The sequence below is a fragment of the Hymenobacter qilianensis genome (assembly GCF_014489555.1).
Lineage (GTDB): Bacteria > Bacteroidota > Bacteroidia > Cytophagales > Hymenobacteraceae > Hymenobacter > Hymenobacter qilianensis.
The window spans coordinates 316,678-339,529 of the sequence record NZ_CP060784.1; the positions used below are offsets into that span (position 1 = coordinate 316,678).

Here is a 22,852-nt window from a genome sequence, read left to right on the forward strand (position 1 = left end):
GAGTACAAGCTTTACTGCTACCTCAGCACTACGTACCAAGCACTAAGCCCCAAATTCCCATGCGCAAAGGCACCACCGTTACCTGGAAATACGGCACTGGCACAGCCAGCGGCAAAATCGAGGAAGTTCATAAGGAATCCATCACCAAAAAAATCAAGGGCAGCGACATCACCCGCAACGGCACCGCTGACAACCCGGCTTTCGTGATTGTGCAGGAGAATGGCGATAAGGTCGTGAAGCTGCAAAGCGAAGTGACGGCCGCCACTGACAAGAAGAAGTAACGTAAAGTTGGCTTCCACAAAAAAGCCCCCAGAGAATTTCTGGGGGCTTTTTTTATGCTCAGAATCGATCCTACAGGTTGTCCTTGTCGGGCTCGATGAAGGCTTGCTCTTCCATCTCCTTCGGCACTACTACAATGCCTTGCTGGAGCTTGCTGTTGCGCTGCCCGTAGATGAAATACACAATGATGCCGAGAATCATCCAGCCTAAAGCTACTTTCAGGGTGAATAAGTCGAGGGCGAGAATCATACCCAGACACACCACAATACCCATAATCGGTACGAAGGGGAAAACGGGCGACGAGAGCGGCGCACGGAACGGACGATGCTGCGCTGGATCGGAGCGGCGCATAATCCAAACCCCGCCGATACCAGCACGAAGGCCAGCAGCGTACCAAACGAGGTTAAGTCACCAGCCAAAGAGCCAGGTACGAAGGCGGCAAAACCACCCACAAACACCAGCAGCGCCAGGTTAGACTTGTAAGGAGTGCGGAACTTGGGGTGCAGCTCGGAGAAGGCTTTGGGCATTAGGCCATCATTTGCCATTGAGAAAAATACCCGACTCTGGCCCATGAGCATTACCAGAATTACCGACGAGAAACCGGCCAGAATAGCCACCGTCACGGCCGTAGCCAGCCAGCCGAAGCCCGGCATGTGCTGCGCAATAGCGTAGGTTACAGAAGCCTCACCGCCCAGAGCTGGGTCAGCGAATTCGCGCCAGTTAGCAACGCCCGTCAGTACGTGACCGAAGAGAATGTAAAGAATGGTACACACGGCCAGCGAGCCCAGGATACCGATTGGCATGTCACGCTTAGGATTCTTGGCTTCCTGAGCGGCAGTACTTACGGCATCAAAACCGATGAAAGCGAAGAATACGATGGCTGCGCCACCCAAAACGCCTCCCCAGCCGTGCTTATTCCAGGCTGTGTACTCGCGTACTACGGTGCCAGCAGCATTTTTCACTGGCTCCGCGTTTTCAGGAATCAGGTAAGGCGTATGGTTGGCGGGATCAATAAACTGCCAGCCAACTGCAATGAAGATCAACACGATAGCCACTTTCACCACCACAATAATGGCGTTGAACATAGCCGACTCTTGGGTGCCTTTAATCAGCAGCAATGACAACGCCACGATAACCAGCAAAGCCGGCAGGTTGATGATACCGTACTCCGTTACGCCATTTATCACGGCGCTCTCGAAGGGCGAGTGACACATGCTGTAGGGTATACTGGTGCCAAATTCTTCCAAGAGCTTGTTCAGATACTCGCTCCAGGCAATAGATACGGTGGCCGCGCCCAAGGCGTATTCCATAATCAGGGCCCAGCCGATAATCCAGGCTACAAACTCGCCCATGGTGGTGTAGGCGTACGTGTAGGCCGAGCCGGCAATCGGAATCATGGCCGCAAACTCGGCGTAGCACAAGCCCGCGAAGGCGCAACCAATAGCAGCCACAATAAAGGCCAGCGTAACGCCCGGCCCCGAGGCCTGCGCAGCCGCTGCTGCCGTGCGCACAAATAATCCGGCTCCGATGATGGCCCCGATGCCCAGCGCCATCAGGTTCAGGGCGCCCAGCGTACGCTTCAGCGTGCCTTCGCCGGAGGTGTTGGCTTCTCCCAGCAACTGAGCCAGGGGTTTTTTGGCGAAAATGTTTGCCATAGAAAAAGAAAAGAGGGGAGGTAGAAGGTGAGAATTGGAGTGAGAAGAGGCAATAGCGGCCTTAAAACAACGGCTGCGTGGCCCGAATATAGGCGATATTCCGGTTCAGGTAGCGCACGGAGGCATAATACCTCCTCGCTCCTACCCAATTAAACCATGGGGCGGCATCTGCATCCAAGCAGTAGAATTTCACCCACAGACTCTCTCCTAATGAAAAAGATGCTCATCCTGCTCGCCGCTTTCACATTAACTGCCGGCGCAGCTTCTGCTCAAACCCAACCTACCAAGCCTGCCCAAGCCCAAACCCAACGCGGTAAGAAATCGGCGGATCAGCGCACCAAAAAAACGCCCGAGCAGCGCGCCGAAGCACGTGCCGCCAACTTATCCAAATCGTTGGGCCTGAATGCCGAACAAACTGAAAAGGTGCGGCAACTGCATCTGACCCATGTCAAGGAAATGGACGCCGTACGGGCCAAGGATATTGAAAATCATCAGAAAGGTAAAGCCACCCGCGACCGTCATGAGGCCCAGCTCAAAACTATTCTGACTGCTGACCAATACGCCAAATACGAGCAGCAGCGCACCGAGCGCATGGCCAATCGCAAAGGAGGCAGAATGAAGGTCCGCGGCTAAGCCTGCACCATCGTAGCAAAAAAGCCCCCCAGTCAATTGACTGGGGGCTTTTTTGTGTCGGAGCAGAACAGTATCTGAGCAGTGCAATCAGAACGCTGGAAACGAGCCAACATGCTGAATCAGTTAGTATTCAAGCTCATCCGAACAGGATCTTACACTTAATTTAACCAAGCATTCGCTTGACAATCATTTGCTTAGTGGTTAAACTTAGGTTGGTTTTTTACAGTTTCTGTCAGAGAAGACCGCGCCTTCTTATATTTGAAAATGAGCGCCGGCCTAACCGCCGGCCGCATCTCCGCTACGGAGGGCGCCGCCTCGCCACCACAACCTACCACCATGAGCCCCTTGCCCAGTAGTACCGGGTCGGTACAGATTCAACAGTTTTATGATAAGGGCCTTGCCCACGCCAGCTACATTATCCGCTCCGGCCGCCAAGTGGCCATTATCGACCCAGCCCGCGATCCGCAACCTTACTACGACTTCGCCGACGAGCACGACGCTTCCATCGTAGCCATTATTGAGACGCATCCGCACGCCGACTTCGTCTCCTCTCACCTCGAAATAGCCGAGGAAACCGACGCCACTATTTATTGCAGCAAGCTGGTAAAAGCCCTTTATCCACACCAGTCCTTCGACGATGGCGACCGTATCACATTGGGTAATGTGGAGCTGCATTCCCTGAACACGCCCGGCCACTCGCCGGACAGCATTTCTATTTTGCTGATAGATGAAATGGGCCAAACCCGCGCCGTATTCACGGGCGACACGCTTTTTGTGGGCGACGTAGGGCGGCCCGACTTGCGCGAGGAAGAAGCCGTGAGTGGCCACAAGCGCGAAGAGCTTGCCGGCCTCCTCTACCAAAGCACCCGCCAGAAGCTGATGACTTTGCCCCCACAACGCGCGTGTATCCAGCACACGGCCCCGGCTCGCTCTGCGGCAAAACCACCAGCACCGACCTGGACAGCAGCATTGGCAAGGAGTTGAAAACCAACTATGCCCTGCAACCCATGTCGCAGGAAGAGTTTATTAAAGTGCTTTTGGAGGATCAGCCGTTTGTGCCCAAGTATTTCGGGCATGATGTGGTACTGAATCGCCTCGGCGCTCAGCCGTTTGAGGATAGCGTGCGGGCTGTACCGCGCGTGCATTCGGCCACCGAGCTGGTGCCCGGCACCCTCATTATTGATACGCGGCCGGCTGCTCAGTTTCGGGCCGGTCATTTGCCGGGGGCCATTAATCTGATGGACGGGGGCAAATTTGAAACCTGGCTGGGCTCTATAGTTGGGCCGAAGGAGAAGTTCTACCTGCTGGCCGACACTCAGATTGCCCTCGATACGGTGATTCGCAAATCGGCCAAGATTGGCTACGAAACCAACATTGAAGGCGCGCTGCTCACGCCCTCTCAGCTCCCGACCTCCAGCCCCGACCTCGACCTTGCCCGCGTGCGCGAGCGCCCCGACAATTTTACCATCGTGGATATTCGCAACCGTGCCGAAACTGAGCAGCCTATTTTCCCGGAAGCCCTAAAAATTCCGCTCCCGGAGCTGCGCGAACGAGCCCATGAAGTACCCACCGACAAGCCGATTCTGGTGCACTGCGCCGGTGGCTACCGTTCGGCGGCGGGCAGCAGCATTTTGCAAGTGGCCCTGCCGCAAGCTGAAGTATTCGATTTAGGCGAAGCCGTGACGGAGTTTCAGTCGCAGGCGGTGCATTAGTCGAGCCTTCTTAAAGACTTATTAGAGTAAAAACGCTGAGTCGCGCTGAGGTCATTTTATGATCTCTGGCGCGACTCAGCGTTTTTGTGCTGTGGGAACCTCCCGTTTGCGCTTTATCTTTGAAGTCTATGCGTGTACTACATACCGCCGATTGGCACTTGGGCCAACGCTTCAATGGCGGCCACGAGCGCACCGAGGAGCACCGTCACTTTCTGCGCTGGCTGGTCGAAACCATTCAGACGCAGCGCGTGGAAGTGCTGGTGGTGGCCGGCGACATCTTCGATACCGGCTCGCCCTCCAACGCGGCTCTGGAGCTTTATTACTCCTTTCTGCTGCAAATGCAGGCCACAGCCTGCCGCGACATCGTGCTGGTGGGCGGCAACCATGATTCCCCGGCTACGCTCAATGCACCGGCTCGCCTACTCCGCCATTTGCGCGTGCACGTGGTCGGCTGCGTACCCGATTGTTTTGAAGACCAGGTAATTGTACTGGATAACGCCGATGGCAAGCCGGGTCTCGTGGTGTGCGCTATCCCCTTCCTGCGCGACCGGGATGTGCGCCTGTCGGTGCCCGGTGAGGAAGCCGAGGAGCGGGAAGCCCGTATTCGCCAAGGCATTGCTGATCACTATTCGCGCATTGCGGAGGTAGAAATCGTGTGGCAGCTGAAAGCGGCCGGCGTGCCCGTACTGGCCACTGGCCACCTCTACGCGGCCGGAGCCTCACCCTCCGATTCAGAGCGCACCATTCATGTCGGGAACCTGGGCCAGGTCACCGCCGACCACTTCCCAACGGTGTTCGACTATGTGGCTCTGGGGCATTTGCACCGCCCGCAGCGAGTGGGCGGGCGCGAGCATATTCGCTATTCGGGCTCGCCTATTCCGCTGTCTTTTTCTGAGGTAGATCACCCCAAGGAAGTATTGCTGCTGGAATTTACCCCCCAGAGCCTTGCTATCGAAGCCGTGCCCGTGCCCGGCGCGCGGCGGCTGGTTCGCTTCCACGGCCCGCTAGATGAAGTGCTGGTGCGCCTGGCTGCTTACGAAAACACTGGCTACCAGCTACCTGCCTGGGCCGATGTAGAAGTTCGCTCTGAGCTTTCGCAACTGGAAGTAGCTGAGCAGCTCCTGGCCGTCATCACCCAGCTCGACCGCACCCAGCTGGAAGTGCTGGCGCGCCGCCACTTCCGCATGCTTACGCTCCGCCCTCTTGGCGAGGAGCCCGAACCGCTCACCCGCAGCCTCCACGATTTTACTGAACGCGAGGTATTCGAAAAACGGTTGGAGGAAGAGCCGGAAGAAGCACGGACGGAATTACTGAGCGCCTTTGATGAGTTGTTGGAATTGATGCGGCAAGGGTAGAAGGAAAGCGTATTATCCATACAATAAAAGGCTACACAAAAAGCAAAGTTTTACAAGAACATCATGCAGAGCGCCGCGAAGCATCTCGCATGCTTAAGTGAGAGTAGTAATCAGACGTCAGCACGCAAAATGCTTCGCGGCGCTCTGCATGACCGCCTGTCGACTGTCTGCTATTTGAGTTTATAAGTACATGAAAATACTCCGCGTCCGTTTTTCCAATCTTAACTCGCTGCGCGGACAGCACGAAATTGATTTCAGCCACTCGCCTCTTTCCGACGCGGGCCTATTTGCTATTACTGGCCCCACGGGCGCGGGCAAAACCACGATTCTCGACGCTATCACGCTGGCTTTGTATGGGCAGGTGCCGCGCCACGAGGGCGGCGTGGAGCAGGTGATGAGTCATGGAACGGGAGAAAGCTGGGCCGAGGTAGAGTTTCAGGTGAATGGGCGCCGCTACCGCTCGAAGTGGGGTCAGTATCGGGCCCGCAAGAAAGCCGAAGGCAAGCTCCAGGACTCGCGCATGGAGCTAAGTGAAGAGCCCATTGGTCCGACTGCTGATGCTTCTGATGAAAATTGGCCCATTATTGAGAGCTACAAATCCAGGGTGCCGGCCCGGGTGGCGGAGCTGAGCGGTTTGGAGTATCGGCAGTTTTTGCGCTCAGTGCTGCTTGCTCAGGGTGAGTTTACGCGGTTTTTGAAGTCAACCGCCGGTGAGCGGGCGCAGCTGCTGGAGAAGATTACGGATACGCGCAAGTACTCTGACATTTCGGTTTTTGCCTTCCGAAAAGCCAAGGAAGAGGCCCAACAGGTGGAGGTGCTGCGGACAGGGCTGGCGGGCGTTACGCTTTTCTCAAATGAAGAAGTAACAGCCATCGAAACCGAAATGGCGGCTATTGAGCAACAGGCGCAAACCAGCGCAGCCGCCCAGCAAAATCTACAGGAAGCCCAAACCTGGCTCACCAAGCTTGCTGACTTAGCTACCCGACAGCAGCGGGCCCAAACAACGCTGGCTACTCTCGCCGCTGAGGCGGAAACGTTAGCTCCTTTGCGTCAGCGCCTAACTGCGCACGAGCAGGCACTACCCTTCCGTACGCCGTGGGAATTGCTGCAAGCTGCCGATACCCGGTTGCAGCGGATGCAGCACGAAGCCACCCAAGCGCGGGAGCAGCGCCCACAGCTGCAACAGCAGCTAGACGCCGTGCAGGCTAGCCGAGCCACGACGCAACAGGCCCGCGACGAGGCTCTGGCGAATCAGGAGGAGCAAAACCCGAAGCTGCTGGAGGCGGAAAAGCTGGATGCCGTTATTCAGGCTGAGGAAGCCCAGATCACAAAGGAAAAGCAGGAATACGAACAGCGCAACGAGCAGTGCAAGCGGCAGAAGGCGGAATACGAGCAAGCCACTTGCCAGACACGCCGTCTGGGTGAGGAGCTGAAAGAACTTACCGCCTGGCTCACCTTGCATAGCCGCCGAACTGAACTACCCAACATCCGGCCCCAACTTGGCAGTCACCTGGAAGATCTGGCCGACGTAGACCGGGAGCTGCAAGAGCTGACAACCCAGCAAAAAGCTCAGAATTTGGCGCTGCAACAAGCCCGGCTGCTAGGCGCGCAGGCCACCACCCGCCAGGCCGATGCTGAAAAGCAGACCACCGAATTAGCAGCTGCCCAGCAGCAAACAGAAGCGGAGCGCGACACCTGGATGGCGCGCTTGCAACAGTTTGCAGCAGGCTTGCAGGCCCAGCACGCCGACCAGGAAAAACACCTGGCTGATTTGCGTAAGCTGCTTCAAGCCCAGCAGCTGATCTTAAGCCATGAGGAAGCGCGCCGCTACCTGGTAGCCGGCGAGCCGTGCCCCTTGTGTGGAGCCGCCGAGCACCCATTTGCGTTGGGCGCACTAGGTGTTACCACTGACTCTTTGCAGCGTGATAAAGAGCGGGAGGAATCGTTGGGCCAACAGGTTAGAGCCCTGAATGGACGCGTGCAGAAGCTGCTGACGGCGGCGGGCATGCTGGAGAATGCTGGGGGGCAAATTTCGGCGGAGAACCTACAAATTCACCGTCCGCTGACAACGGAGGAGGAAGAAATGGCCCCCAGGCAGGCGCGGGCCCTGGCGCAGCGCCTGCGTGAGTTGCAGGAGCAGCACCACGCGGCCATGGTGCTTCGCACCAAAGCCCACGGGGAGCAGCAGCTGGCCAGCGAGCAAAAGCGGCAGGCGGAAGCAAAGCTGAATGAGCTCACCGAAAAGCTGGAAGATGCCCGCGACCGGGCTCCCAAGATTCGGGAGCAGGTAAGCAGTATGCTGGCGTATTTCCAGCTCACCTTCACGGGCGATAATGGAGCAGCCCTGATGGGGCAGCTAGAGCAGCTTACCACGGAGTATGAGCAGCAAAAAGAGGCGATACATAAGGCCGAAAGCCAGCGCGCCGCTGCTCAGGCGCAGGGAGAAGAGCTAAAAAAAGCATTGGCCGAAACGCAGGAATGGCTTACTACCCGCAAAGCGGAGCTGGTGCGCCACCACGAGGCAATTCAGCGGCAACGCCAGCAGCGGCAGCAGTTCTTTGCCGGCCTGCATGTAGCGCAGGCACGCCAGCAGCTGATGGATACTGTAAAAGCTCTTACGGATGCCTACGAGCGGAGCCACCAAACATTCTGTGAGCACGAAAGCCAATTATCCCGCACCGATGAGCGGCTGCGGCAGTTGGAGCAGGAAACAGCCCGCGAGCAGCAGGAGCGCGACCAGCTCTACACTAAGCTGATAGCTGACCTGCAAGCCGCAAATTTACCCCCAGCCCGGAGGAGCTACGCACGCGCCTCCTTCCCGACGCCGAAGCGCGCCGCCTCTTCGATCAATTGCATACGCACGAGCGCGCCTTGCTCACCACGCAAAGCACACTTACGGAGGCCCTTCAGCAGCTGGATCTGGAGCAGCGCAAAGAGCTAACGGCTGAATCAGCGGAGGCAATACGGGAGCAACTGCGCGCGGCGGAGCGAAACCTGGCTGACCTGCACCAGCAGCTTGGGCAGCGGCGGCAGCGCCTCCACGACCACCATCAGGGACTGGCTCGTCACGCTGAGCTGGCAGCTACCCTGGAAAAGCAGCAGCAGGAAGCCAAGCGTTGGCGCCAGCTGGCGGAGCTTATCGGTTCGGCTGATGGCAAGAAGTTCAGCGAGTTTGCCCAGGGCCTCACCCTCACGCGTCTCACGGAGCTGGCCAACCGCCACCTCACCCGCCTCACCGACCGCTACCGCATCGCCCGCAACCCGCACGAGTACCTCGATCTGCTGGTCGTGGACCATTATCAGGCCGACAGTACCCGCTCCATGAGCTCGCTTTCCGGGGGCGAAAGCTTTCTGGTGAGCTTGGCGCTGGCGCTGGGCTTATCGGAGTTGGCTGGCCACAAAACCCAGATTGAGACGCTGTTTATCGACGAAGGCTTCGGCACCCTCGACGCCGATGCGCTGGAAGTGGCCCTCACTGCCCTCGAAATTCTGCAAGGCACGGGCAAGATGATCGGGATTATCTCGCACGTGGAAGCCTTGAAAGAGCGCGTAACCACACAGATTAATGTGCGCAAAGGTGTAGGGGGCATTAGCACCCTGCGCGTGGTTGGGTTTGGGGAAAGTGAGTAGCCATGCGCGGAATTCAGCTGAGGAGGGGAACTAGCTCTAGCTTTCTAACCCTAATTTCGCAGCACCAAATTCAGGTCACTTATTTGCAGCTTTTTACTCCTTCTCGGCCGCTTTCATCTCGGCCCACGTCCAATAGCGGCGGGGCGTAATACTCGCATAGCCTTTTCGGAAAAAGGTCACTACTTCCCGCTCCATCGTTTCGGCATCAATAGAAGAAATTTCGATTGGCCGCTGGTCGGGGTCGGCGTAGCGCTGGGCTTTGCTGAGCTTTTTGCCCCCCAGGCGCAGTAGCGGGCCCGTATCGGTGATGGCGTCGAAAACCCAGGCGCTGGGGGGCTTTTCTTGGCTAGTCAGACGCTCAGCTAGGGCGTTGAGCGGCAGGCGCGGCAGCGTGGGCCGCGATTCCAGGTCAATCCAGGTGGTGTACTTGTATTCCAGCTCGTAGCGCCGGTCATTGTAGCAACTTAGCACGATATCGAAGCCAGCAGTGGGGCCGAACAGGGCGTAATACGGCAGCGGCTCGGGCGTGTGCACAACCACCAAACCCAGCTCCGGGTAGCGCACGAGGCGCGTAGCAGAGCTTTGCATCACCTCGATAGCACTGCGTATCCGCGCGTATTCAGGTTCCCAGGCGGCGCGCCCCAGCTCCGGGTTTTCCAGAATGTCGCCGAAGGCAGGCAGAAACCAGGCGAATTTCTCGGCCGAAGCTTCGGCTTCGTTGCGTCGCAGAGCCGGCGCACCGAAGGGCGGATAAAACAGCTCCTTTTCCCTGGCATTGAGCCAGCAAACCAGCTTCAGAGCATCATCGGCCAGCGGATTAGTCCAGTCCAGTTCGCGGAAGTCGCCGAGCGTGGCTACCAGACGCAGCAATGGCTCGTGGAGCAGAGCTAACGCGGGATTGAGTAAACTCCACACGCCCACGAAACCATCCACGTCAAAATGGTTGGCACTCACGGCCTGTGCTTCCATCCCTGGCGTGTGGGGCGCACGCAAAGCTTTGAGCACCGAGCCAGCGCTGGTATCGTCGCGGAGGGCGACGGGCGTGGCGGCTCCGCGCCAGTGGGCCAATACCAGCGCCGCCCGCAGGCCCGTACTATCGACTAAAATGGTGGGCTGGTGCTTCGCCTTCGCGTAGGGAACGAAATAATGCGCCAAAAGCAGAACCTGTTGAGTGGAGATTGAGGAATTTCAAGAGCGAGAACAACTTCTCTCCTGAAACGATGCGCGCAGGTTAGCGCCGCCGCCGACGATTGGAGATATGCTCTATACGACTACGACGCACCCAATGCAAATATTTTTGAAGCTCCTCCGCTTCCCGCAAAGCCTCAACTGAAAAATATTTTTTAGCCAGCTCCCGGTTGGTGAGCAGCAGGTGTACGGTACTATGGCAAGGTTGGCAGAGAGCCACTGTAGGCCCATGCCGACCGCCTTCTTCACGCGGAATGAGGTGGTGGCGCGACACAAAACGCACATGCCGCTCACATAACTCACACTGAGACTCAGGACTTGCCACAGAATTAGTAGCAACATTTTCAAAGCGCCGACGAGACATAAAATGCAATTATGTAAGAAGTTGGCCCGATGATAGCAGAGAGATTTAGCGGAAGCGTGTTGTAATAAACAAGTTTCACCCTGAATGCTTATACTCGAATAAATTCTAAATCTGGTTTCAGAATCTCAACAGTCAAAACAAGTTCTCATATTTGCTATATTGCTTCTTTTACCATTATTCAGGGTATAATCAACCAATTTACCAACAACTGAAGTTCAAAAATTCATTAAAATAGTTCTAAACACAAATTTTGTCTTTTTCACCTCTTTTACCAATTTCCCTATGCAAACTCTTACTCTTCGCTTACCTCGGCGCTTTGCACTTTTACTGCGGGTCGCTGGTTTTTTCCTGGCTTTGATCTTGCTGACGCCGACCAAGGCCCACGCGCAAACCTGGTTGGTTTCGACCGATGCGTACATCAAATTGGGTGTAATGGACAAATTTGGGCAGTTGGGTACGTACTCCGCTACGTTTATTGTAGTAGATCAAACATCGGGTAGGGAGTATTTGCTAACCAAGGAAGTGGAGAAGGGCAAAAATGGAATAGATGTGCTGTTCCCATCGGAGCCTTCCGAGCCCGAGTACTTTAAAACCGAGAAAGGTGAGGCCGCCCGTGCTGTACCAGGTAAGTATGCCTGGGAGTGCCGGGTAGCGGGAAAGCGGGTTGTTGGGGGGCGTTTTGAGCTTCCTGCGGTAGCCAACGATGTGACGGTAGTGGATAACCGCAAATAATTCGCTTTTTTTGTTTTCTCCTTTCCTCACTTAGTACTAGCCCGGCGTTGCAGCGCCGGGCTTTTTTTGTGTGTCTGTGGTAGCAACGCGTCCCTTTTTGGTCGCAATTGCGTAGTAACAGGTTGGGCTGGGGGGCTTTTTGCTCGCCTGGCGGTTACTTATTTTCATAGTTCCAGCGTCGTTTATACCTCAGATCATGCCTAAAAAGTCTTTCGCCGAACTCATCAGCAGCCCCGGAATGCCGGTGCTGGTCGATTTTTATGCCGACTGGTGCGGCCCCTGCAAAACAATGGCTCCTATTCTGGAGCAAGTAGCCAGTCAGCACCAGGGAAAAGTTAAAGTGATTAAAGTGGACGTAGATAAGAACCCGGCGGCGGCCCAGCAATTCCGGGTGCAGGGCATTCCCACGCTTATTCTCTTCCACAAAGGCCAGCCCGTGTGGCGGCAGTCGGGGGTGGTGCCGGCCCAGCAGCTTAGTCAGGCTATCGGGTCTGTGATTCAGTAACGCACCAAATTTGCCCCCCAGCCGCCTTTTTTTCTTTTCGGCTGTTATCCCGCTGTAAAGTGGGCTAGCTTGTTTTGTGGCTATTACTCTCAGACCGAGAAGCTTCGTTTGTCAACCTGCCCAGAGCCAAGCACTTGTCTTTTGCAGTTGTTATCTTGTTTTTGTCTCCAAATGCCTTCCAGCCCGCATAGTACATTTATGATCCTGTTCGTTGTCAAGCTATGCGTGTAGTAGTACCCTTTGTTCAGTCCTTACTCTTCTTACTGATTCTGTGCACGTTGCCCCAGCTAGCATTGGCCCAGGCCACCGTTACGCTGAGTGGCTTCGTGCGCGACGCCACTGATCAAGGCGTGTTGCCGGGCGCCTCCGTGGCCGTGCCGGCTCTAAATACGGGCGTAACGGCCGATGAGCGGGGCTTTTATTCCCTGCCCCTGCCAGCGGGGCGCTACACAGTGGTTATCTCCTTCATCGGGTACGAAACGGTGACGCGGGAGATAAACGTGAATCGTACGCAGCGCATTTCCTTTGTTTTGCCGCTGGCCGCCAATGAGTTGGGCGAGGTGATAGTAGAGGGCTCGGGCACTTTGGAGCAAAAGCTGCAAACCACCCAAATGAGCGTGGAGCGCCTCACCACCCGCGAGGCCAAGCTGCTGCCGGCCTTGTTTGGGGAAGTCGATTTGCTGAAAACCTTACAGCTCAAACCGGGAGTGCAGAATGGTGGCGAGGGCACCAGCGGTCTTTTCGTGCGCGGCGGCTCCTCTGACCAAAACCTGTATCTGCTCGATGAGGCAGTGGTGTACAATCCTTCGCACTTGTTTGGGCTGTTTTCGGTGTTCAATCCGGATGCCGTGCAAAGCGTGGATTTATACAAAGGTGGCTTTCCGGCACAGTTTGGGGGGCGTTTGTCGTCGGTGGTGGATGTGAAGCTGCGCGAGGGCAACACCAAAAAGCTGGGGGTGAGCGGAGGTCTTGGCCTCATTTCCTCGCGCCTCACAATGGAAGGGCCCATTGTAAAGGATAAAGGCTCTTTTATCGTGTCGGGGCGGCGCACGTACTTCGATGTATTTACGCGCCAGATCAATAAGCTGAACGTTGACGATCCGGAGTACAATCCCATTCCCAATTATTACTTCGCCGATTATAACGCCAAAGCCAACTATAAGCTCGGCGCCAAAGACCAGATTTTTCTAACTGGCTACTACGGCCGCGACGTGTTTGGCTTCAACAGCGCGGGCAGCTTCAACTTCGATTTTACCTGGGGCAATACGGTGGGCGCCCTGCGCTGGAATCACGTGTTTTCGCCGAAGCTGTTTGTGAATACCACGGCGTCGTTTACGCGCTACGAGTACGACGTCACTAACAAAATCGACCAGTTTAGCTTCAACCTCGCCTCCGATATTCGCGATATAGCTCTGCGGACTGACTTTGAATACCAGCCCAATGAGCGCCACACGCTTAAGTTTGGCGCCACCGCCACCGACCATATTTTTGGCGTGGGGCGCCTGCAAGCCGGCAGCGACGATGGCCGCCTGGATATTGGCTCCGATGTAAGCTACCGCGGCCAGGAGGCCGCCCTCTACGCCAGCGACAACTTCAAGCCCACCGACAAGCTGCAACTTGAATACGGCCTGCGACTGACCGGTTTCCAGAGTGGCTCCGACCGTTACGCGGGCCTAGAGCCGCGCGCGGCGGCGCGCTACTCGCTTACGCCCAATACGTCGTTGAAAGCCAGCTACGCCCTTATGTACCAATATGTGCATTTGGTCACTAATTCCGGCGCTTCGCTGCCTACTGATATCTGGTACCCATCGCGGGAGTCGGTGAAGCCGCAACGCTCCCAGCAGGTAGCTACCGGGGTGAGCTTTTTGCTTGGTGGGGGGCAATTTTTGCTAACCAACGAGGTGTACTACAAGTGGGCTCAGAATCAGATTGACTTCAAAGATGGCGCCCAGCTGTTCGTGAATCCGGATCTGGATGAGGAGTTTCTGTTTGGCAAAGGCTGGAGCTACGGCAACGAGCTGTATCTGGAAAAGAAAACGGGTCGAACCACTGGTTGGATAGGCTACACATTGGCTTGGAGCCAGCGCAGATTTGCCCCCCAGCGCGGCACGACGGGCATTAATAACGGCGACGACTTCTATCCTACTTACGACCGCCGCCACAACCTCACCGTGGTGCTATTGCATCAGCTCACCGAACGTCTGAACCTGACGGGCTCCTTCGTGTATAGCTCTGGGGCGCCCACTACCCTGCCCCAAGGTCGTTTTGTATTTCAGGAAGTGTACGGGGCTGAAGCCGTGGCCGTACCCATTTACCCCGCCCGTAACTCATACCGTTTGGCCCCCTACCACCGCCTCGATCTGGGCCTAGTTTGGAATATGAAGCCCAACCGCTGGTTCGATGAGTCGGACCTGACTTTTAGCGTTTACAACTCCTATAATCGGCGCAACCCTTACTTCGTGTATTTCGACCAGGTAAAGGACCCCGATACGGAGCAGGTAACCGGCTACCGCGCCCGGCAGGTGTCGCTGTTCCCCATCATTCCTTCCGTCACCTACAATTTCAAATTCTGACCGATGGCTGTGGTTCAATCTATGGGACTTTATTTGAATAACATGCTGACTTTCAGCATCCGGCGCTTATTGCCCCTGGTGCTGCTGGCAGGGCTCGCGAGCTGCGATAATTTGCAGCAGGACATTGACGTGGTCATTCCCGATGGGCCAGCCCAGCTGGTGGTGGAGTGTTATCTGGAACCAAACCAACGCGCCCAGCTCACGGTAAGCGAAACGGCTCCTTATCTGTCATCGCCCATACCGGTGGTGCCGGAAGACGTGACGGTGGTGATAGCGGGCCCAAACCGGCAGCGCGAAACCCTGCTCTATGACCCCGGTTTCAACTTTGTGACCGGCAAAGTGTACACGCACCGGGGCCGAAACCGCCTTCTAATTCAGCCCGGCGATGTATTTACGCTGGAAGCAAAGGATAAGAAAGGTCGGGTAGTGACGGGGACTGCTAAAATGCCCACCCCGTGCCACTCGATACGGTTGAGTTCAACTTCAACGACCGGCCGGCTCAGCTGCGGGAGGCCATTGTGCTGGCTCGTTTCCGCGACCCGCTGGAAACGCTCGACTTCTACCGCTTCCAGATTCACCGCGACAGTATTTCCCAAGACCCGGAGGTAGACTACACCATTGAAGATCGCCTCAACGAGGGCAAGGAAGTGACGCTGGGTACTGCCTACATTTTCGACCCCGGCGACAACCTGATTATCTCGCTTTATCATTTCGATGAGCCGTATTACCGCTTTCTGCAATCGACTCAGAATGCGCGCAATGCCAACGGCAACCCCTTCGGCCAGCCCGCCGCCGTGCAGTCCACGGTGCAGGGCGGCATAGGCGTATTCACGATTCTGAGCTACGAAAGGCGCTCACTAGTGATTCCGTAAAGCAGCCATACCGCAAACCTTATCATATAAAAAAGCCCCCAGAAAATATCTGGGGGCTTTTTTGAAATGTTTAACCAGAATCTACTGGCGCTCCAGCACCGCCCGAATCAGGGCGGTGAGGCGGGGCTCGGCGGCGGCGGCGGCCCGCAGAATATCGGCTATGTCAACCTTCTTCAGCTTGCCGGGCGAGCACAAATCGGTGATGACGGAAATGGCCAGCACGGGCAAATTCATATGGCGAGCGGCAATGACCTCCGGCACCGTGCTCATGCCCACCGCATCGGCCCCGATGGTGCGCAGGTAGCGGTATTCGGCGGGCGTTTCGAGCATAGGGCCAGGCAAGCTGGCGTACACGCCACGGCGCACATAGTTGGTGAATCCCAGGTCGTGGGCGGCGCGCTGGGCCTGGGCCAGCAGCGTGTGGTCGTAGGGCTCCAGCATATCCGGAAAGCGCGAGCCCAGCTCGTCGAGGTTCGGCCCGATGAGCGGATTGGTGGGCAGCAAGTTCAGGTGGTCTTCAATGAGCATCAGGTCGCTCATCGCAAAGTCCGGATTTAGCCCCCGGCGGCATTGCTCACAAACAGTTTCTGAATGCCCAGCAGCTTCATCACGCGCACCGGAAACACCACCTGTTGCATGGTGTAGCCCTCATAGTAATGAAACCGGCCCTGCATTACCAGCACCCGCCGCCCGGCAAAAATGCCTCCCAGCAGCTTCCCCGAGTGGCTTTCGACGGTCGAAGTTGAAAAGTGGGGCAAGTCGTCGTAAGAGAACTCGTGCTGGATTTCCAGCTCCTTCACCAATGCACCAAGGCCGGTGCCGAGGATAATTCCGAATTCCGGTTGGAAGTCGCCGAGCTGGCGGCGGATAAAGTCAGCGGCTTCGCGCAGTTGCTGCATGGGGGGCTTTTTTGAACAAGAATTAGGGTAAAACGAATAGAAAGCAATTTGCTCAATTTGGTATAATTAAGAATGTCATGCAGAGCGCAGCGAAGCACCGCGCGTGCTGATGTTGCCAAGCTAAACAACTAAACACGCGAGATGCTTCGCTGCGCTCTGCATGACGTTCTTTTAAGAGATTGCGTTACTCAATGTTCATTTCAAACGGCATGCGGGCCTGCACGCCTTCCAGCTTGGTGAGCTTCTGATACTGCTCATACATAGGATAGAGCGGGCCTAGCTCCTGCTTCACCATTTGCTGCCGCGCTTCCAGGCCGAAGCTCTCGAAGATGTTTTCGACAAACGTTTTCTGGCGGGGCAAGCTTTGCAAGCGGTAGTCGCCCTCGTCTAAGTTGGCGCGCCGAGCGGCGATGCTCAGGGCATCCTCAAACGAGCCAAGCACATCCACCAATCCGCGCTCCTTGGCTTCCGAGCCCGACCACACACGGCCGGAAGCGTAGCCGCGCAGCTTTTCTACGGGCATGTTGCGACCCTTGGCGGCTTTGGTGGTGAAGTCGGCGTAGATGCGGTTCACTTCCGCTTGCAGCTGCTGCTGCTCGTAGGCCGAGAGCGGACGCGTGATAGTGGGCAGATCGGAGAATTTGCCGGTCGTTACGCGGTCGGTAGTAATGCCGAGCTTGTCGCGCAGCAAAGGCTGAATATTGGGTAACACGCCAAACACGCCGATGCTACCCGTAATGGTGTTCGGGTGGGCTACAATGGTGTCGCAGGCCATGGCAATAAAATAGCCCCCGAAGCCGCCACATCCGACATGGAGCACACAATAGGCTTCACTTTTTTGGTCAGCACCACTTCGCGGTAAATAATATCGGAGGCCAAAGACGAGCCGCCGGGCGAGTTCACGCGCAGCACCACGGCTTTCACTCTGTCGTCGAGGCGGGCCTGGCGGATGGCTTCGGCAAAACGGGTGCTGCCGATATCGTTGTTGCCGCCCTTACCGGTCACGATGTCGCCATCGGCATAGATGACGGCAATGCGCTTGGAGCCGCTGCCGCTGGTTTCGTCTTCGCCCCGCTGGTAAGTACCCAGGCTGACGAGGCCGAGCTTTTCGTCCTCGTCCACACCCACTTTCTTTTTCATAAAGCTCAGGGCCTGATCGTAGTAGCCGAGGTTGGTAACCAAGCCGAGGCGCTTGGCGTCGTCGGCGTTGTGCACCAGCATGGAGTCGGAAATCACGCGCAGACGGGCAGGCGCAATTTTGCGCGACTTCGCCACGTGGCTGAGCATGAAGTCGTTCATGGAATTGAGAAACGACGAGGTTTGCAGCCGCGCCGAATCCGACATGTTTTCTCTAAAATAAGGCTCTACCGCGCTTTTGAACGAGCCTACCCGGAAGATATACGGCTCGACGCCCAGCTTCTCAAACAGGTTTTTGTAGTAGTACGTCTCCGAGCTCAGGCCATTAAATTCCAGCGTGCCCTGCGGATTCAGGTAAATTCGGTTGGCGACGGAAGCCAGATAGTAGCTTTTTTCAGAAGCCAGATCATTATAAGCCACCACAAACTTGCCCGACTTTTTGAAGTCAATCAGCTCATTGCGAATCTCTTCCAAGGTGGCCATGCCGGCTTGCACCAGCTCCACGTTCAGGAAAATACCCTTGATGTTGTCGTCGTTTTTGGCGCGCCGTATGGCTCCTTTTATCTGATCCAGGCCACTGCTGGCACTGCTTCCGCCGCCTAGCAGGCTCCCGAGCGACTCCGGGTTCTCCCGCTCTGAAATAGGCTGGTCGAGCTTCAACTCCAGTACCGAGTTTTTGGCTACTTCCACCTCATCCTCGGAGCTGGCGGCCGTCACCAGGATGCCCACAATTATCAAAAAGCCGACGAAGGCAAACGCCATCAGACCGACCAGCGTGGCTAGTACGAATTTAAAAAACTGTCTCATTGGAAAGGGGATTATCTGAGTGCTTAACAAATGTAGAAGGGTTTGGTCAACGAAGCCTCACGCCTTCTTCTTCGCACCATCAATACTCGTATTTTGCCCCCACCACTGCCGCAGCCGCTCGCGCAGCTTTTGCTCGCTGGCATTGTGGCCGGGGTCGTAGAAGCGGGTGCCGCTGAGGGCCTCGGGCAGAAACTCCTGGGGGGCAAAATTGCCCTCGTAGTCGTGCGAATACTGGTATTGCTGGCCGTAGCCGAGCTGTTTCATCAGGCGGGTGGGCGCGTTGCGCAGCGGAATCGGGACGGGCTGCACGCCTTGCTCCCGCACCAGCGCCCGCGCTTCCCGGATGCCTTTGTAGCTGGCGTTGCTTTTCACGCTGGTAGCCAGATACACCACCGTTTGCCCCAGAATAATGTCGCTTTCGGGCAGACCAATAACCGTGACGGCCTGAAAGCAGCTTTGGGCCAGCATCAGGGCATTGGGGTTAGCATTACCAATGTCTTCGGAGGCCAGAATGAGCAGGCGGCGGGCAATGAACTTCACATCTTCGCCGCCTTCCAGCATCACGGCCAGCCAGTACAACGCCGCGTTGGGGTCGGAGCCGCGGATGCTTTTGATAAAAGCCGAAATAACATCGTAGTGCATCTCGCCACCTTTGTCGTAGCGCGCTAGGTGCTGTTGGGCCAACTCCTGCACAATGGCGTCCGTAATGACTGTTTCGCCGGTTTTCGCGTCTGCCGGGCTGGCTTCTACTACAATTTCCAGCAGGTTGAGCAGCTTGCGCGCGTCGCCGCCGGATATGGTGAGCAGAGCGTTGTACTCGGCCACGCGCACGTTTTTGCGCTGTAGAATCTCGTCTTCAACCAAGGCTTTATCCACCAAACCCGTCAGTACTTCCTTGCTCAGCGGCTCCAGCACGTACACCTGCGCCCGACTCAGCAAGGCCGGAATTACTTCAAACGACGGGTTCTCTGTGGTGGCCCCAATCAGCGTAACTACGCCGCGCTCCACCGCTCCCAGCAACGCATCCTGCTGCGATTTGCTAAAGCGGTGAATCTCGTCAATAAACAGCACCGTACCCGGCCGCGACTTGGCTTTCTCAATCACTTCGCGCACGTCTTTCACGCCGGCATTTATGGCGCTCAGGGCCACGAAGGGCTGTTTTAGCTCGTCGGCCAACAAGTGCGCCAGGGTAGTTTTGCCCACGCCGGGCGGCCCCCACAGCACAATGGATGGCAAACGCCCCCCGGCCAGATAGCGCCGCAGCACACCCTCCGGGCCTACCAAATGCTGCTGCCCGGCGTATTCGGCGAGCGTATGAGGCCGCCGCCGCTCGGCCAGGGGAGCATTTTGGGAAGGCTTGGCGGGTTGGGTCGGAGTAGGTACGGGGTCGAAGAGGGAGCCGGTAGTCATAATAAGTGCGGGAAGAAGTAAAAGTACGCGCAAGTAGAGCGTGCGGCCGAGGTGGTACCACGACTTTTCTCGTCGTAGTACCACTATCGTTGCTGATGCCCGCCAAAGCGCTGGATTGTTCAACGATAGTAGTATTACGAGGCTCGCTGGGCAACTCGTAGTACCACATGGTTACCCGTACCTTTGCGGCCGATGAAAAATTCCCTGCGCGTGCACGCGGCTTTGTTTCTGGTGGCCCTCATTTACGCCGCCAACTACAGTCTTTCCAAGGATGTAATGCCCGAGTACATGGGCCCCTTCGGCATCGTGACGCTGCGTATCGTGGGGGCCGCGCTGTTTTTTGCCGTCCTCAGCCGCCTAATTGCCCCCAGGACCGCATTCAGGGCCGCGCCGATAACGTGCGCTCCATCATCTGCGGAATCACGGGAATTGGAGTGAATCAGCTGCTGTTTTTCTCGGGACTGAATTACACGTCGCCCATTAATGCGTCTTTGCTGCAAACCATTGCGCCTATCGTGGTGGTCATTGCTTCGGCCGTTTTGCTGGGCGAAAAAATAACGAAGGCCCGCGTGGGGGCATTTTACTGGGTGCTGTGGGCGCGGCCACACTCATCATGAGCCGTAGCCCCACCGATGCCATTTACCCGAACGCTACGCTGGGCAATATTCTTATTCTGCTCAATGCCACCGCATTCGGCGTGTATCTGGTGCTCGTTACGCCGCTCATGCGCAAGTACAATGCCTTCACCGTGCTGGCCCGCATTTTTCTGGTAGGCGCGATAATAGCGGTGCCTTTCGGCTGGCGCGATGCCCTTACCACCGACTACGCGCACTTCCCGCTTTACATCTGGGCCGAGGTTGTTTATATGGTTTTGTTCCTGACCATTATTGCGTATCTGCTTAATAACTGGGCGCTCAAATACGCCTCTCCTGCCCTGCTCGGCGTGTATATCTACTTGCAGCCGGTGCTGGCCGTGCTTATCGCCGTGAGTTTGGGCAAAGACCATTTCACCTGGGGCCGCGCCCTGCAAGCCGCGCTGATTTTTGGCGGCGTATTTCTGGTAAGCCGCAAGCCAAGGCCCCAGGTACCGCTGGAGCCTGTGTTGGATTAAATGTTAACAAAAAAGCCCCCCAACATTGTGCTGGGGGGCTTTTTTGTTAAAACTGTGTCGACTTACAAGTGAATCACCTCGCCATAAGCCGCCGCCGCCGCTTCCATCACGGCTTCCGACATGGTGGGGTGCGGGTGTACCGACTTGATGATTTCGTGGCCGGTGGTTTCGAGCTTGCGGGCTACCACTACCTCAGCAATCATCTCAGTCACATTTGAGCCGATCATGTGGGCGCCGAGCCACTCGCCGTACTTAGCGTCGAAAATGACTTTCACGAATCCGTCTTTTACGCCGCCGGCGCTGGCTTTGCCTGAGGCGGAGAAGGGGAATTTTCCCACCAGAATATCGAGGCCCTTGTCGCGGGCTTCTTTTTCGGTCATGCCCACGCTGGCAATTTCGGGCTGGGCGTAGGTGCAGCCGGGAATATTCTGGTAGTTGAGCGGCTCGGGGTGGTGGCCGGTAATGGCTTCCACGCAGATAATGCCTTCAGCCGAAGCCACGTGCGCCAACGCCGGGCCAGGCACGATGTCGCCGATGGCATAGATGCCGTCCACGTTGGTTTTGTAGAACTCGTCAACGATGACGCGGCCCTTTTCTACTTTGATGCCCAGCTCTTCCAGGCCCAGGTTTTCGAGGTTGGTTTGCACGCCCACGGCGGAGAGCACTACGTCGCACTCAATTTGCTGGTCGCCCTTGGCGGTTTTCACCGTCACTTTGCAGCCGGCGCCGCTGGTGTCCACGTTGGTTACTTCGGCGCTGGTGAGAATGGTCATGCCCATCTTCTTGAAGGACTTTTCCATCTGCCGCGAAACCTCCTCGTCCTCTACGGGCACGATCCGGGGCATGAACTCCACGATGGTCACCTCCGAGCCCATGGCGCGGTAGAAGTACGCAAACTCAACGCCGATGGCGCCCGAGCCCACTACCACGAGGCGCTTGGGCATTTGCTCCAGCGTCATGGCCTTGCGGTAGCCGATGATTTTCTTGTTGTCGATGGGCAGGTTGGGCAGCTCGCGCGAGCGGGCACCGGTAGCCAGGATGATGTGCTTGGCCTCCACAGTTTCTTTCGAGCCGTCGGCTTTGGTAACTTCTACTTTGCCGGGAGCCAGCAGTTTGCCGGTGCCCGACACCGTTTCGATTTTATTTTTCTTGAACAGGAAGTTGATGCCCTTGCTCATGCCATCGGCCACGCCGCGGCTGCGCTGTACTACTGCCCCAAAATCGTAGCTCGGGTTTTCCACCTTCAGGCCATAGTCTTCGGCGTGTTTGAAATACTCGAATACTTGGGCGCTTTTGAGCAGCGCTTTGGTGGGGATGCAGCCCCAGTTGAGGCAAATGCCCCCAACGATTCGCGCTCTACTACACCTACTTTCAGCCCCAGTTGGGAAGCCCGAATAGCGGCTACGTAGCCACCCGGCCCACTGCCCACCACGACCAGATCATATTGCAATGCCATATTCTTGTGCTTGAGAAGAGAAGAAAAATTTCGTCCGGAAGGCCAGCCGCCCGAGCCGGGCAAAGATAACCAGCGTTTGTTACTCTCAACAATAAGGTTTTGGAGAGCTGATTTTAAGTTAAAAGCGCGTGAATTTGCCCCCCAGCCGTAGCCTCACCGTACAATACACAACCACGTGACAGCTGGTCCGGTTTGAGCTCCATTTTTACTTTCTGGTGTTATGAAAACCGCCTTACTCTCTTTATTGGGGGCCGCCGCGCTGCTGCTCACTACGCAATGTACCTCCACGCCCGAACAGGAAGCGCCAACCAAGTATAAGTCGACTCCATCGGCGCGCCGGGCCATAGAGCGTGAGCCCGCCGCTCCCCGCAACCTCGACTCCCTCAACACCACCCCACCTGACTCGACGCCTTAAAATTGGCTTATAAAGCTGCCCTCTAGACCGTCATGCAGAGCAAAGCATCTCGCGTGCTGAGGTTGGAGTACTAATCTAATGTCAGCACGCGAGATGCTTCGCTTTGCTCTGCATGACGG

At 56.6% G+C, this 22,852-nt stretch carries 21 protein-coding genes and 3 pseudogenes; 15 read left to right on the plus strand and 9 right to left on the minus strand.

The genetic code is table 11. The features are described 5' to 3' along the window. Positions 1–59 precede the first annotated feature (59 nt). Positions 60–281 (plus strand): hypervirulence associated TUDOR domain-containing protein, encoded by a 222-nt coding sequence (locus tag H9L05_RS01410; RefSeq protein WP_187732728.1) that lies wholly within the window; start codon positions 60–62, stop codon positions 279–281. Between the two features lie 70 nt (positions 282–351). Here H9L05_RS01410 and H9L05_RS24625 read toward each other — a convergent pair whose 3' ends face one another. After that, positions 352–528, minus strand: coding sequence for a hypothetical protein (locus H9L05_RS24625; protein WP_262892603.1), 177 nt, complete (start codon positions 526–528; stop codon positions 352–354). Then, positions 525–1,934 carry an amino acid permease gene (locus tag H9L05_RS01415; RefSeq protein WP_223284664.1) on the minus strand — a complete coding sequence of 470 codons (1,410 nt, stop codon included), beginning with the start codon at positions 1,932–1,934 and terminating at the stop codon, positions 525–527. Before H9L05_RS01415 ends, H9L05_RS24625 begins: the two co-directional genes overlap by 4 nt. A 210-nt stretch (positions 1,935–2,144) precedes the next feature. Here H9L05_RS01415 and H9L05_RS01420 point away from each other — a divergent pair, with 210 nt between their 5' ends. The 6 genes from H9L05_RS01420 (at position 2,145) to H9L05_RS01440 (ending at position 9,264) form a co-directional block, all read left to right on the plus strand. Next, complete coding sequence (locus H9L05_RS01420) at positions 2,145–2,567, plus strand: hypothetical protein (protein ID WP_187732729.1); 423 nt, start codon at positions 2,145–2,147, stop codon at positions 2,565–2,567. Positions 2,568–2,831: 264 nt separating this feature from the next. Beyond that, the gene (locus H9L05_RS25650; RefSeq protein ID WP_317175061.1) at positions 2,832–3,551 is read left to right on the plus strand and encodes an MBL fold metallo-hydrolase; all 720 of its coding nucleotides are present in this window, start codon (positions 2,832–2,834) and stop codon (positions 3,549–3,551) included. Continuing rightward, positions 3,470–4,279 carry a rhodanese-like domain-containing protein gene (locus H9L05_RS25655; RefSeq protein WP_317175062.1) on the plus strand — a complete coding sequence of 270 codons (810 nt, stop codon included), beginning with the start codon at positions 3,470–3,472 and terminating at the stop codon, positions 4,277–4,279. Before H9L05_RS25650 ends, H9L05_RS25655 begins: the two co-directional genes overlap by 82 nt. Positions 4,280–4,407: 128 nt before the next feature. After that, on the plus strand, positions 4,408–5,634 hold the full coding sequence (gene sbcD / locus H9L05_RS01430) for an exonuclease subunit SbcD (protein ID WP_187732730.1): 1,227 nt from the start codon (positions 4,408–4,410) through the stop codon (positions 5,632–5,634). 190 nt (positions 5,635–5,824) lie between these two features. Beyond that, positions 5,825–8,575 carry an AAA family ATPase gene (locus H9L05_RS01435; protein WP_187732731.1) on the plus strand — a complete coding sequence of 917 codons (2,751 nt, stop codon included), beginning with the start codon at positions 5,825–5,827 and terminating at the stop codon, positions 8,573–8,575. After that, entirely contained in the window at positions 8,485–9,264 is a 780-nt protein-coding gene (locus H9L05_RS01440) for an SbcC/MukB-like Walker B domain-containing protein (RefSeq protein ID WP_187732732.1), read from the plus strand. The genes H9L05_RS01435 and H9L05_RS01440 overlap by 91 nt, the downstream gene beginning before the upstream one ends. Before the next feature lie 93 nt (positions 9,265–9,357). On the opposite strand, the gene H9L05_RS01445 is transcribed toward H9L05_RS01440, so the two are convergent. Next, positions 9,358–10,419, minus strand: coding sequence for a DUF6687 family protein (locus H9L05_RS01445; protein ID WP_187732733.1), 1,062 nt, complete (start codon positions 10,417–10,419; stop codon positions 9,358–9,360). Positions 10,420–10,495: 76 nt separating this feature from the next. Next, entirely contained in the window at positions 10,496–10,816 is a 321-nt protein-coding gene (locus H9L05_RS26640) for an HNH endonuclease (protein ID WP_373285363.1), read from the minus strand. A gap of 282 nt (positions 10,817–11,098) precedes the next feature. Between H9L05_RS26640 and H9L05_RS01450 the strand changes: the two genes are divergently transcribed. The 4 genes and pseudogenes from H9L05_RS01450 (at position 11,099) to H9L05_RS01465 (ending at position 15,498) form a co-directional block, all read left to right on the plus strand. Then, positions 11,099–11,548: a hypothetical protein gene (locus tag H9L05_RS01450; protein WP_187732734.1), complete on the plus strand. Its 450-nt coding sequence runs from the start codon at positions 11,099–11,101 to the stop codon at positions 11,546–11,548. 196 nt (positions 11,549–11,744) lie between these two features. Then, on the plus strand, positions 11,745–12,053 hold the full coding sequence (trxA, locus tag H9L05_RS01455) for a thioredoxin (protein ID WP_187732735.1): 309 nt from the start codon (positions 11,745–11,747) through the stop codon (positions 12,051–12,053). 221 nt (positions 12,054–12,274) lie between these two features. Continuing rightward, complete coding sequence (locus H9L05_RS01460) at positions 12,275–14,626, plus strand: TonB-dependent receptor (RefSeq protein WP_187732736.1); 2,352 nt, start codon at positions 12,275–12,277, stop codon at positions 14,624–14,626. Positions 14,627–14,668: 42 nt separating this feature from the next. Next, a pseudogene (locus H9L05_RS01465) lies at positions 14,669–15,498 on the plus strand (DUF4249 domain-containing protein). Between the two features lie 81 nt (positions 15,499–15,579). Here the strand turns inward: H9L05_RS01465 and H9L05_RS01475 are convergent. The 4 genes and pseudogenes from H9L05_RS01475 to H9L05_RS01485 all read right to left on the minus strand — a co-directional run bounded on the left by H9L05_RS01475 (position 15,580) and on the right by H9L05_RS01485 (position 19,751). Then, positions 15,580–16,397: pseudogene (locus H9L05_RS01475) on the minus strand (purine-nucleoside phosphorylase). Positions 16,398–16,581: 184 nt separating this feature from the next. Further along, positions 16,582–17,172 carry a S49 family peptidase gene (locus tag H9L05_RS25660; RefSeq protein WP_317175063.1) on the minus strand — a complete coding sequence of 197 codons (591 nt, stop codon included), beginning with the start codon at positions 17,170–17,172 and terminating at the stop codon, positions 16,582–16,584. Beyond that, positions 17,151–18,341 (minus strand): S49 family peptidase, encoded by a 1,191-nt coding sequence (locus tag H9L05_RS01480; RefSeq protein ID WP_317175064.1) that lies wholly within the window; start codon positions 18,339–18,341, stop codon positions 17,151–17,153. The genes H9L05_RS25660 and H9L05_RS01480 overlap by 22 nt, the downstream gene beginning before the upstream one ends. A 57-nt stretch (positions 18,342–18,398) precedes the next feature. Further along, entirely contained in the window at positions 18,399–19,751 is a 1,353-nt protein-coding gene (locus tag H9L05_RS01485) for a replication-associated recombination protein A (RefSeq protein WP_187732739.1), read from the minus strand. Positions 19,752–19,943: 192 nt separating this feature from the next. On the opposite strand from H9L05_RS01485, the gene H9L05_RS22895 reads away from it, so the two are divergent. The 3 genes from H9L05_RS22895 to H9L05_RS22905 are packed head-to-tail and all read left to right on the plus strand — an operon-like array spanning position 19,944 to position 20,862. Beyond that, a complete protein-coding gene (locus H9L05_RS22895; protein ID WP_223284665.1) occupies positions 19,944–20,189 on the plus strand; it encodes a hypothetical protein in 246 nt (81 codons plus the stop codon). Further along, a complete protein-coding gene (locus H9L05_RS22900) occupies positions 20,186–20,368 on the plus strand; it encodes a DMT family transporter (protein WP_262892604.1) in 183 nt (60 codons plus the stop codon). The genes H9L05_RS22895 and H9L05_RS22900 overlap by 4 nt, the downstream gene beginning before the upstream one ends. Beyond that, complete coding sequence (locus H9L05_RS22905) at positions 20,344–20,862, plus strand: DMT family transporter (RefSeq protein ID WP_223284667.1); 519 nt, start codon at positions 20,344–20,346, stop codon at positions 20,860–20,862. Before H9L05_RS22900 ends, H9L05_RS22905 begins: the two co-directional genes overlap by 25 nt. A gap of 62 nt (positions 20,863–20,924) precedes the next feature. Here H9L05_RS22905 and lpdA read toward each other — a convergent pair. Continuing rightward, positions 20,925–22,318, minus strand: a pseudogene (gene lpdA, locus H9L05_RS01495) (dihydrolipoyl dehydrogenase). 220 nt (positions 22,319–22,538) lie between these two features. On the opposite strand from lpdA, the gene H9L05_RS01500 reads away from it, so the two are divergent. Then, positions 22,539–22,733 (plus strand): hypothetical protein, encoded by a 195-nt coding sequence (locus tag H9L05_RS01500; RefSeq protein WP_187732740.1) that lies wholly within the window; start codon positions 22,539–22,541, stop codon positions 22,731–22,733. Positions 22,734–22,852 lie beyond the last annotated feature (119 nt).

Excerpts from the sequence above, each read along its gene's own strand:
- H9L05_RS01410 (WP_187732728.1), top strand. The coding sequence starts at position 60 with ATGCGCAAAGGCACCACCGTTACCTGGAAATACGGCACTGGCACAGCC.
- H9L05_RS24625 (WP_262892603.1), bottom strand. The coding sequence starts at position 528 with ATGATTCTCGCCCTCGACTTATTCACCCTGAAAGTAGCTTTAGGCTGG.
- H9L05_RS01415 (WP_223284664.1), bottom strand. The coding sequence starts at position 1,934 with ATGGCAAACATTTTCGCCAAAAAACCCCTGGCTCAGTTGCTGGGAGAA.
- H9L05_RS01420 (WP_187732729.1), top strand. The coding sequence starts at position 2,145 with ATGAAAAAGATGCTCATCCTGCTCGCCGCTTTCACATTAACTGCCGGC.
- H9L05_RS25650 (WP_317175061.1), top strand. The coding sequence starts at position 2,832 with ATGAGCGCCGGCCTAACCGCCGGCCGCATCTCCGCTACGGAGGGCGCC.
- sbcD (WP_187732730.1), top strand. The coding sequence starts at position 4,408 with ATGCGTGTACTACATACCGCCGATTGGCACTTGGGCCAACGCTTCAAT.
- H9L05_RS01435 (WP_187732731.1), top strand. The coding sequence starts at position 5,825 with ATGAAAATACTCCGCGTCCGTTTTTCCAATCTTAACTCGCTGCGCGGA.
- H9L05_RS26640 (WP_373285363.1), bottom strand. The coding sequence starts at position 10,816 with ATGTCTCGTCGGCGCTTTGAAAATGTTGCTACTAATTCTGTGGCAAGT.
- H9L05_RS01450 (WP_187732734.1), top strand. The coding sequence starts at position 11,099 with ATGCAAACTCTTACTCTTCGCTTACCTCGGCGCTTTGCACTTTTACTG.
- trxA (WP_187732735.1), top strand. The coding sequence starts at position 11,745 with ATGCCTAAAAAGTCTTTCGCCGAACTCATCAGCAGCCCCGGAATGCCG.
- H9L05_RS01460 (WP_187732736.1), top strand. The coding sequence starts at position 12,275 with ATGCGTGTAGTAGTACCCTTTGTTCAGTCCTTACTCTTCTTACTGATT.
- H9L05_RS25660 (WP_317175063.1), bottom strand. The coding sequence starts at position 17,172 with ATGGCCTGCGACACCATTGTAGCCCACCCGAACACCATTACGGGTAGC.
- H9L05_RS01480 (WP_317175064.1), bottom strand. The coding sequence starts at position 18,341 with ATGAGACAGTTTTTTAAATTCGTACTAGCCACGCTGGTCGGTCTGATG.
- H9L05_RS01485 (WP_187732739.1), bottom strand. The coding sequence starts at position 19,751 with ATGACTACCGGCTCCCTCTTCGACCCCGTACCTACTCCGACCCAACCC.
- H9L05_RS22895 (WP_223284665.1), top strand. The coding sequence starts at position 19,944 with ATGAAAAATTCCCTGCGCGTGCACGCGGCTTTGTTTCTGGTGGCCCTC.
- H9L05_RS01500 (WP_187732740.1), top strand. The coding sequence starts at position 22,539 with ATGAAAACCGCCTTACTCTCTTTATTGGGGGCCGCCGCGCTGCTGCTC.